Here is a 9,136-nt window from a genome sequence, read left to right as displayed (position 1 = left end):
CGCAGCGGCACGTCCGCGTGTATCTCCTTCCATGGTCTGGCGACACCTTTCTCTCTCATTCGCGTAATCAGGAAGTACATGGCTCAACCAATACTGGATATAAAAACAGTATCGTAAGTCTAGGGGCCGGATTCTCAATACCCTCCAGATGGATGGTCAGCGATTCACCTCTCTGACGTACGCCTGGCACGCAGACAGCGCAATCAATCCCCGGTCACCATCGTCGGTGATTCCGATAATTCGTTGAGCATGCGCTGGGTCAAGTTGGGCGCGTGTTCCTCCATGAACCACGCCGCCGGCGCCGGTAGCGGCTGGCACTGCGCAACCACTGGCTGGATCCGCTGCGTCGATGAGGACTGACAGCCGTAGATCGGCAGTAGCAAGGCGATCGCGCAGGCGAGCCTGGTCTTTTTGAGCATGGGTCAAAACCTCGTGGTGGGTTTGGTCACTGGCCGCCAGGCGCTGCTCGAGCGCCTGGCGTTTGTCTTGCTCGGTGCGCTGCTGGGTTGCGGCGGCCTGGGTCAGTTGACTCAGCGTCTCGCCGCGAATCCTCGCCTGCTCTGCTAACTGCCGGCCGTAGCGCCAGTCCTGCAGCTGCCAAGCCAATGCCGCCGCAGCGCCAGCCACAATGGCCAGCGCTGCAACGACACCGGCCAGCTTCCACACCGAGGCATTCACAGCAGAGCCCTGCGCAGCCCTTCCTCGAACACGGCATCCGGATATGGATTCCTGCCGTTTTCGTGAACGATGATCCCAAGCATCACCGCGCGCAGGGTCGCCGGGTTCTTGATATTGATCACGTCGTTCGGCTGCACGCCCAGGCGCTTAGCGATCGCGGTGATGTAGGCCTCGGTGTTGTTCTCGTTTCCGGGCGCCCAGCGGGTGACAAACTCGCGAGGGGTGTCGATACCTTGGCCACCGACACCGGGCATACCGTCTTTACCGCGGTAGTTGATCAGCAACTTACCCAGGGCACGGATACCATTCCCGGCGGCGTCGAAGCGGGCGAACCGCTTCTCGATAGCCGGGTCTGGCTTCAGCTGGCCCTGCCATTGGTTGACCGGGTTGTAGTCAATGTTTCCGGGGTTTCGGTTGCGCACTCCGCGCGTTTCGGTGGTGATCATGCTTTTCTCCAGGCACAAAAAAGCCCGCGGCTTGGCGGGCTATTCAAATCGATAAGTTTGTGAATTTATCTTGAAAAAATATAATCCCCTCTTTGATCAACTACGAATTCTCCATAGGTTAGCGGCACGAGATTGTCTGCTCCGACTTTAGAAACCTTGAAGCCTTTTTCCTGAAAGAATTCGGCAATCTCCGCGCCTATCCCTGGGCGCATAACAGACTCGGCCATGACCTTTTCGTATTCCATCAGGAACCGTACATTCGGAAACTTATTAATTGTTTGGACACAGCCTTCGAGGACGGTGTATTCGAAACCTTCTACGTCGATTTTCACAAGGTCTGGGGTTAATCCTGCACGCTCAACAAGGGAATCAAGAGTGATGGTATGAACATCAATTTTTTCAAGCGTGCCATGGAATTTTTCGAGGATTTCTTGAGATACCTTGAGCCCTGACATAGCCGGGTGTTCTGCAAAATATTCGAACGTAACCGTGGCGTCGTCAACATTTGAAACCGCAACTTGCGACAACAATACTCGATCAAGCAACCCGTTTATCTCAAGATTCTGACGAAGCATCTCCATTGTGACCGGATGTGGTTCAACAGCAAATACACGACCGGTCTCTCCTACCAATGCTGCTGCAAATAGAGCATGTAACCCAATATTTGCGCCGATATCGATGAACGTAGCGCCAGCTGTAAGTTCGCGCCGAAGCTCTCTGCGTACAGGTGTCTCCCATTCTCCGTGCTCGAGAAGATGGAGCGTCATGAACGGTTCGTTAGGATCTACATATAAGCGATGCCCATCATTTGTGTGAATGAACGTTTTCCCTCCTACCGGGAACGACAGAGGCATACGCCATTTGAAATAGAAGCTCAGTTTCTCGTCGAGTCTGGACTGTAGAAGCCTATCTATCTGGCCCAGATCAGGCACTAGTACAGTTGACTTTTCTTTTCGCAGGTCTGCCAGCAGGCTTTTTATTTCATTCAGGTCAGCGCTCATCTCCGCCCTCAACCTGCTTAGCCCAATTGCTTTGTAAAACAGGTTTCTGATCGACCTAAACATTTCTATTCCTTGTGCTGGGTGGCTTCTAGGGATTTATCCGATCTAGAATAATCGATTTGCTCGGATGCCTGCTACAGAGCGCGCCTGCACCTGCCACCTATTGATCAGCTTCCTACTGGAGGATTCGGCCACACGATGTCAGTGGTTGGCCGGTGTCGTACTTGCTTAGGTACTGATCGCCGCCGAGTTCGCGCACCCACTGGAACTGACCAGACTCATGACCGACCTAAGCGATGAGGGCCGCCATGTGCAGCCGAGTGTTGATCTGGTATTACTCCATGGCCAGGTTCATGGCAGATGCAAAAACGCCCGCTTGGCTGCGGGCGTTCGGGAGGATCTGCAGCAGCTACTGAGCGGTGATAGGCATGACTTTCTCCAAGCAGACCTCTCTCAATCTGCAGGTCATCAATATAAATCATAGATATTTATTCGTTCGGGACGACAGGCCAATCAATGGTGGTCGGGTAGTCGGCTTGCTCGGGCAGGCGGTTCAGCGCCACCCGGTATTTCTTCCAGGCCTTGAGCAGTGCCATGTCGGTGTCGGTTGCCTCGTCGATGTCCACCGCATCCTGTAGCGGAGCGATCGCGTAGTCAGCGGCTGAACGGCGGCGAGCGATCTCCCTGGTAGCGGCGGTCAGCCGCTCAGCCGCCAGCGCAGCATCTTTCATCGGCTTCGTGATCAGTCGAGACCAGTCGATGCTCATGCGCCGCCCTCAACTGGTGGTTGGATTGCCTGGAGCGGCTGCGGAAGCACTACCGGGCCATCTGGCACACTCACCAAGTCTTCTGGAAATTTCTGCTCAGGACTGGCATTAGAGCCATTCGGAAGCGCGATAGTAATTATCAGTTCTCCATCATCCATTTTTTCGACATCGGAGCGAAACCACGCACTGGTTATCGCGGAAACTGGCAATGTGTCGCCACTGCCCATTGGGGAAAAGTCGAAGTATTCGCCATTAACACTCAGGGCGTCTCCAGCCTTTATCATATACAGCTCGATTCCAATATTTGCGTCTGGCGAAAGTTTGATACGCATTAAAACCATCTCCCAACTGCGATATAGTGAATATTAAAGCTTGTGATTCCGCGAGATGCCAAGTCGGCAATAAAGCAGCCAGGCCAAGATATATTAGATGGCTCGGCCACTCCAATTAACCACCCAGTACCTGCGTATCCGTTACTGACAGTTAGCAACATATCGATTACCGGAGCAGTTGTGAAAGTTCCGGCATATGCCTGTACTGGCACGCCACTAGTGATGAATGCCGCCCCCCACGAGATGTTTGGGGTAAGGGCGAAGTTGACAATTCTCGTGCAAATCATTGCGCCGTCAACAAGCTTTACGTAGCTCCCGTTGGCGTTGGTGCCGCGTTCGATAACAGCGCCGGTTGGAACCCCGGAGGCTTGGGAAACCGTACCGAGCACGTTGGAGCGCTTGTAGTTAACGAGATCAGCGGCATAAAGCTCGTCGAAGTTGCTGTTGATCTTTATGTTTGCACTGCGCGGCGTATCCCCGCCAATCCCTGTAGGTGGTGTTCCGAGATTGATTGCTTGCTTGCCCATGGTGTTACCTATTTGCAGTCGATAAAAAGCCCGCACTGGGCGGGCTCGATTTGAATTCAGATCGTTAAGCGTTGATCTTGGCGAACATCGCCGGCATGAAAAACGCTGTTGGGTTTAAGAACCCATCGGTGACCGCGTACAGCGTGCCGTTCGAAAAGTCCCAGAGCGTTTTCACCAGTCGGCCGGCAGCAGCCCCCGTCACCATATTCATACCGAAGGTATTGATCAGCAGGTACTCGTTCTCGGGGAAGTTGAACGGGACCGTGTAGAAAATCTTTGTACTGCCGGTAGACGAGGTTTCGTACCGCTGATAGGTCCAGTTTTGAAATGCCCTAGTAAACAGCACCGACGGCGTACCGGAATCGAACAGCAGCTTGGACGAGCCGTCCCACAGTCGCAGCCCGAACTGCGCTACCGGCTGTGCGCCGAAGGTGGCCGCGAAGTACCGACCGTTGGGCTGATTGGTTTTGTCGTCATAGGCGCGAACGTAGAAGCCGGTCCAGTTTCCAGCAGAGCCAATCACCTGCATGGCGGTAAGCCCGCCGATACCACCGGTGTCCGGACGGCAGAACACCAGCGGCGGCTCGACACTGGTGATGACTCGGGGAAAGTACGTCGTCGAGCCCAGCCCAGACTCTTGAGTTGGCGCGTAGCGACCGCTGCAAATCCAGCACAGCCGGGCATATTCAGAGTCAATAACGACTTGATTGCCGTTGTTAATGAACGAAAGACCGTAGCTCATTATGCAAACCTTATGACCATCAAACGCATGGTTCCGCGAGCGGCGAGACTGGCGGCAAACGTTCGCGTGTGGTTGTAGACCCGCGCGACGTCCGTCAGCATTTCCGTCTCAAACTGAAAGTCCAGGGTCGAGTTATACGGCCCCGTCGGAACCACCATCGCGACCGAGTTGGAGGCGTTGCAGCCAGGTACAGAAAAATCCTGATTGCCCTTGTTCGTCGTCGGGAAGGTCACGGTGATCGATAGCACGACACGCATCGTGAAGGAGTTTTCGTCAATCTGGAGAGCCCCGTCGCCGCCCCAAACTCGCATTCCATAAGCCATATCTCACCCCAGATATCCAAGACGCACGCGCAGCACGTTGTTGGCGTCGTAAACCGAAACGTTCCACGAGTTGATAACCAGCCGCCCCTGACCGGGAACGACACCATTGATTTCCAGCGTCCCGTCCTTGTTGAGAATCCAGCCCTGCACACCGGCGATATAGTTGACCGAGCTGATGTAGCTGCCGATCTTGGCGTTGGTGATGGTGCCGTCCGCAATGAACGCCGAACTTATGAATGTCTGGCCGTTTTGCACCACGAACGGCGCGGAGGCAGGACCTCCAGAAAGCCCGCTCACTACCGCGAACCGGTCGGCTTGTACCAGGAACTGACTTTGCAGCCCGGCGGGACCGTTCTCGATGCCAAGGCCGAAACCTGCAACCACATAGCGCCCGTTCGAATCGATCTGCATCTTCACCGACCACATGGCCGAGGCCTTGCCTTCAAGATCCACTTGAGCCTGGCTGACCTGCTGAACGACCGCGCTGTTCTCGTTGAGCTTCACCTGAACAGTCTCGATCTTTTTGCCGGTCGCAATACCGTCCTCGATGCGAGCGGACTGCTCGGACCAGACGCCGACCATGGCCTGGATGGAGCCGGCATAACCCTCGGTGTCGCCCGCCATGGTCGGGTTCACCTGGGCGAACACGCCGTCGACCTTTTCAGAGATCGCCGATACCTCGCCAGACACAACCTGAATACGGTTGTTGACCGAACCGGGCAATCAGGTTGATGCGGTCGCCGAGGTGCTTGCCCAGGGCTGAATCAGTGACCTGGCCATAGAAGTACTTCTCATACTCGCTCTGGTCCGAGCTGGCCTGGCCATTGACGCCAATCCCGGTCGGATACCACGGCCCAATGTTGCCGGTGCGATCCACCAGCCGCGCCCAGAAAAAGAAGCTCGCACCCGCGAGGATGTTTTGCAGTTCGTGCGAAGCCTGCGGATAGGCGAAGTCACCAAGCTTGGCGGCGTCATCCCGCGAAGCGGTCTTGCTGTACCAGATTTCCGTACGCTGCGTGTCCTCGGCGCCAGCGGGGAACCCCCAGTTCAGGCGGATGCCATAGACCAGGCTGGTTGGAATCAGGTGCGTGACCGCCGGCGGCAAACCTTCCTTGCCCTTGAGCTGGGTCAGGTTCGAGCTCTTCCAGATCGACGAAATGTCGAAGGCACTCACCGCCCGCACCCGGGCCAAGTAGGCGCCAGCATAGATGCCTACCACGCCGACGCTGGTCATGCCGGTGCGCTGCAGCTTGATCCAGTTGCCGCTGTCCTTGCGCCATTCAACGTCATACCCAACAGCACCGTTTACCGCAGGCCAGGTGATGGTCATGGTGGCGACAGCGATGCCCTGCGAAACAACAGAGTTCGACGTGACCGTAACGCTGGCCGGTGCCGGCACCACGGTGATCGGGATCACGCTGATCGGCCGCTCCTCCAGGCGCGCGCCGGTGTCGATGTGCGCAAACTTGCTCGGGTCATACTGGACGGCCGAGATTTCGAAGACACCCGGCTCCGGTCGCGACACACTGGTGACCCGGTACAGCGGAATGGCCAAGTCGTCAGCGTCCAGTGCCCACACCAGTTGCGGCTCCGGCGCCGCCGAATACGCGACGGTCACCGTCACCTTCCGACCACTGACCAGTTGCACCGTCCGGCCCTCACACTTGCCGTTCGGCAGATTGAGAATCAGTCGGTCACCAGCCTTGGCCTGGGTGTCGCGGTCTAGTGTGATGACCCGGCCGTTCACTGCCGAGATCCGCCCGCCGACAGCGCGGCCGGCCAGCAGCTCGTCCGCCACGGGAATGACGTAGCCCGGTAGCGGGATGCGACCGTCGAGGCCGACCTTGAAGGAAATGCCGCGGTCCTTGGAGTTCGTCAGTAGCGCCCACTTGCCGCGGCGCTGTGCCTCCGACTCGCGGGTGCAGCCGATCGCGCTGATCTCCAGCGGATTGTCGCCGTAGCGACGCTGCAGCTTGGTATCGGTCACCGCGGTGACATCCGTGTCGTAGTTGTTCGCCGGGTTGTCGTAGCTGATCAGGGCGCGGCTGTACCGGGTACGCTCCGACGCGCTCGAGTAGGTGAACTTGCCGTCGATGACGTTCGCCCGGGTATAAGCAAAATCGAAGTCGGTCGCGCGCGGCATGTCGGACAGGGTGAAGACCTGGCCTTGAGCCCAGTAGGTCATGCCGCGGTAAATGGCCGAAATGTCGCGCAGCAGCGACCAGGCGTCAGCCTTGCCCTGCAGATTCAAGTTGCAGATGAAACGCGGCTCCTGGCCACCCTTCCCATCCGGTACCAGTTGGTCGCAGCACTGGGCGATCCGGTACAGCTCCCACTTATCAACCTGCCAGGGTTTGATGCGTCGGCCGAGGCCGAAGCGGTCGTTGACGGTGATGCCATAGGTGACCCAGGCAGGGTTATCGGTCCAAGCCAACTTAAAAGTGCCGTCCCAGATACCGGTGTAACTTCGAGTCTCCGGATCGTAATTGCTCGGCACCTGCCACTTACGCGCTAGGCAGTCGACAGTCACCGCCGGGACGCTGCGGAACTGCTCAGCCGAGAACTCGATATAGAGCAGCGCGGTGTTCGGGTACCGCAGCTTCGCGTCGATCACCTCGGTAAAACCGGCGATCTGCATGGTGTCGGCGATTTTGTTGTTGTTCTGGTTTGGCGTTATGCGAGTTACGCGGATCAGCCAACCACTGGCGGCTGTGGGCAGATCGATGCGACGCGTGCGCTCGTAGAGGCTGGTGGTCTTGCCGTCGACCGCCTCGTTCAGCACCTGCTGATAAGCACCACCGTCGGTAGCCAGCTCGACCTTGTACTCGATCCGGTAACCGTTGATGTTGCTCTCGGAATCCACCGATTGCAGCATTGGCCAAGCAAAGCGCAGGCGCACGGCCGATAGCTCGGTGTTGCTGATCGCCCGAACCCACGGTGTGCCGCTGCGCAACTCAATACCCAGCAAGGTTTCGTTTTCGATAGAAGGGATACCCTGGATGTAGCCCTGTTCGACGGAGCCGCTACGGTACTCCCACTTCACGTTCGGGAAGTTCATGTTGCCCTGTGGATCTTGTAACGGCGTGTTGTCCAGGTAGATGTCCTGCGCCGTAGGCTGGCCGGCGAATTCACCCTCGCCCATCGCAATCAGGATCTTGTACATCGCCACCGAGCGTAGGCTGTCCGGCGCTTCGGTAGTGGTCTTTGGCTTGTCCGATCCGCCCTTGGCACCGTAGATGTCGAGCTGTTGTGCTGCGCCCATGCGTTTCTCCAGGCAAAAAAATACCGCCTCTTGGGCGGTTGCAGTGATTGGTGAGTTGGCTACATCTGGTCTTCGGCGTAGATCGCGGCACTGATGATTGCGCCGCCCCAGCGGCGCTTGCCGATGCAGAGCGGTACCGGGTTGCCGGATGCCGTGGTGTTCTTGGCGCTGCCGAAGGCGTAGCCGGGAGTGTTTTCAGGAGCGGCGCTGGTCTTCAGGCCGTTGGGTTGAGGGCTGAGCATTTGAATTACACCGCCGGCGACCATGCCTACACCAGCCGCCATCAATCCAGGCCCAGCGGCGCCCGCAAAAAATGAGGCGACGATCAGGACTGCTCCGACGATGGTTTGAAGAATCCCAGCTCGCTTACTGCCGGAAACAACTGGGGCGATGCGAATGTCACCAGTGCCACCATAGCCCAACTCTTTCTCCTCAAGATTCTTCGAGCCCCGAAAGACGGCAAACTCCAGGCCTCTGGACTTTGCATTGGAAATGAATCGTTCAAATCCGGGAATTTGAATACAAAGTGCTTTTATTGCTTCGCTGGGTGATCTCACGGCCAATCTGAAGGAGCGGCCAAATTGCCGTAGCTGTCCATAAAGTAAAATCGTAGTCATCGGTTGGTATTCAGTAGCAAGTGCGGCCATTGCTTTTCTCCAGGCGTAAAAAAACCGCCGGTAGGCGGTTTGTCTTTATTATCAGTTAGAGGCAGCGGCGAACTGCATCTTCTATCGCACCTCGCCCCACCATTTTTGACCACGGCATGCGTTGATACAATGCGACCTTGCTTCCCTTGCCAGATCTGCCGATCTCAAGCACTTCGTCTGTCATCATGTCTGTCGCGACAATCAGGCGATACCCATCCTCTGTTTCAGACATGGTCGAGGTTGAGCGCTCCTCCTGCCACTTTGGGAATACGCAAAGTGCGTACTGTTTCGGTGTCTTGCTGCTGCTTGAGTTGATCGTGGGATCATTTTTTTTCAAATCGCCGGGCGTCGAACACCCCGCCAGCATCGCCACAACCAAAGCCCCTACGAACAATTTCATGCAATCCACTC

At 56.8% G+C, this 9,136-nt stretch carries 10 protein-coding genes and 2 pseudogenes; all 12 read right to left on the bottom strand.

Translation table 11 applies throughout. The features are described 5' to 3' along the window. Nucleotides 1-156: 156 nt before the first annotated feature. The 12 genes and pseudogenes from KRR23_RS05630 to KRR23_RS05580 all read right to left on the bottom strand — a co-directional run bounded on the left by KRR23_RS05630 (nucleotide 157) and on the right by KRR23_RS05580 (nucleotide 9,125). On the bottom strand, nucleotides 157-678 hold the full coding sequence (locus KRR23_RS05630; protein ID WP_216741693.1) for a lysis system i-spanin subunit Rz: 522 nt from the start codon (nucleotides 676-678) through the stop codon (nucleotides 157-159). Beyond that, the gene (locus KRR23_RS05625; protein ID WP_216741692.1) at nucleotides 675-1,124 is read right to left on the bottom strand and encodes a structural protein P5; all 450 of its coding nucleotides are present in this window, start codon (nucleotides 1,122-1,124) and stop codon (nucleotides 675-677) included. The genes KRR23_RS05630 and KRR23_RS05625 overlap by 4 nt, the downstream gene beginning before the upstream one ends. Nucleotides 1,125-1,189: 65 nt before the next feature. Further along, nucleotides 1,190-2,125: an FkbM family methyltransferase gene (locus tag KRR23_RS05620; RefSeq protein ID WP_216741691.1), complete on the bottom strand. Its 936-nt coding sequence runs from the start codon at nucleotides 2,123-2,125 to the stop codon at nucleotides 1,190-1,192. Nucleotides 2,126-2,336: 211 nt separating this feature from the next. Next, nucleotides 2,337-2,534, bottom strand: a pseudogene (locus KRR23_RS29030) (glycoside hydrolase family 19 protein); the annotation flags it as partial. Between the two features lie 79 nt (nucleotides 2,535-2,613). After that, entirely contained in the window at nucleotides 2,614-2,892 is a 279-nt protein-coding gene (locus KRR23_RS05615) for a tail fiber assembly protein (protein ID WP_216741690.1), read from the bottom strand. Continuing rightward, complete coding sequence (locus KRR23_RS05610) at nucleotides 2,889-3,224, bottom strand: hypothetical protein (protein ID WP_216741689.1); 336 nt, start codon at nucleotides 3,222-3,224, stop codon at nucleotides 2,889-2,891. Before KRR23_RS05610 ends, KRR23_RS05615 begins: the two co-directional genes overlap by 4 nt. Continuing rightward, nucleotides 3,224-3,751, bottom strand: a complete 528-nt coding sequence (locus KRR23_RS05605) for a hypothetical protein (protein ID WP_216741688.1) — start codon at nucleotides 3,749-3,751, stop codon at nucleotides 3,224-3,226. Before KRR23_RS05605 ends, KRR23_RS05610 begins: the two co-directional genes overlap by 1 nt. A gap of 64 nt (nucleotides 3,752-3,815) precedes the next feature. Next, entirely contained in the window at nucleotides 3,816-4,493 is a 678-nt protein-coding gene (locus KRR23_RS05600; RefSeq protein WP_216741687.1) for a hypothetical protein, read from the bottom strand. Then, entirely contained in the window at nucleotides 4,493-4,816 is a 324-nt protein-coding gene (locus KRR23_RS05595) for a hypothetical protein (RefSeq protein WP_253911931.1), read from the bottom strand. The genes KRR23_RS05600 and KRR23_RS05595 overlap by 1 nt, the downstream gene beginning before the upstream one ends. Before the next feature lie 3 nt (nucleotides 4,817-4,819). Beyond that, nucleotides 4,820-8,078, bottom strand: a pseudogene (locus KRR23_RS05590) (host specificity protein J). A gap of 59 nt (nucleotides 8,079-8,137) precedes the next feature. After that, nucleotides 8,138-8,725, bottom strand: coding sequence for a tail assembly protein (locus tag KRR23_RS05585; protein WP_216741686.1), 588 nt, complete (start codon nucleotides 8,723-8,725; stop codon nucleotides 8,138-8,140). 55 nt (nucleotides 8,726-8,780) lie between these two features. After that, nucleotides 8,781-9,125: a hypothetical protein gene (locus KRR23_RS05580; RefSeq protein ID WP_216741685.1), complete on the bottom strand. Its 345-nt coding sequence runs from the start codon at nucleotides 9,123-9,125 to the stop codon at nucleotides 8,781-8,783. Nucleotides 9,126-9,136 lie beyond the last annotated feature (11 nt).

It is taken from the genome of Pseudomonas sp. CVAP#3 (assembly GCF_018986375.1).
In the GTDB taxonomy this organism is placed as follows: domain Bacteria; phylum Pseudomonadota; class Gammaproteobacteria; order Pseudomonadales; family Pseudomonadaceae; genus Aquipseudomonas; species Aquipseudomonas helvetica.
The sequence above is the reverse complement of the archived record's forward strand: the minus strand, read 5'-3'. Positions and strand labels throughout refer to the sequence as shown.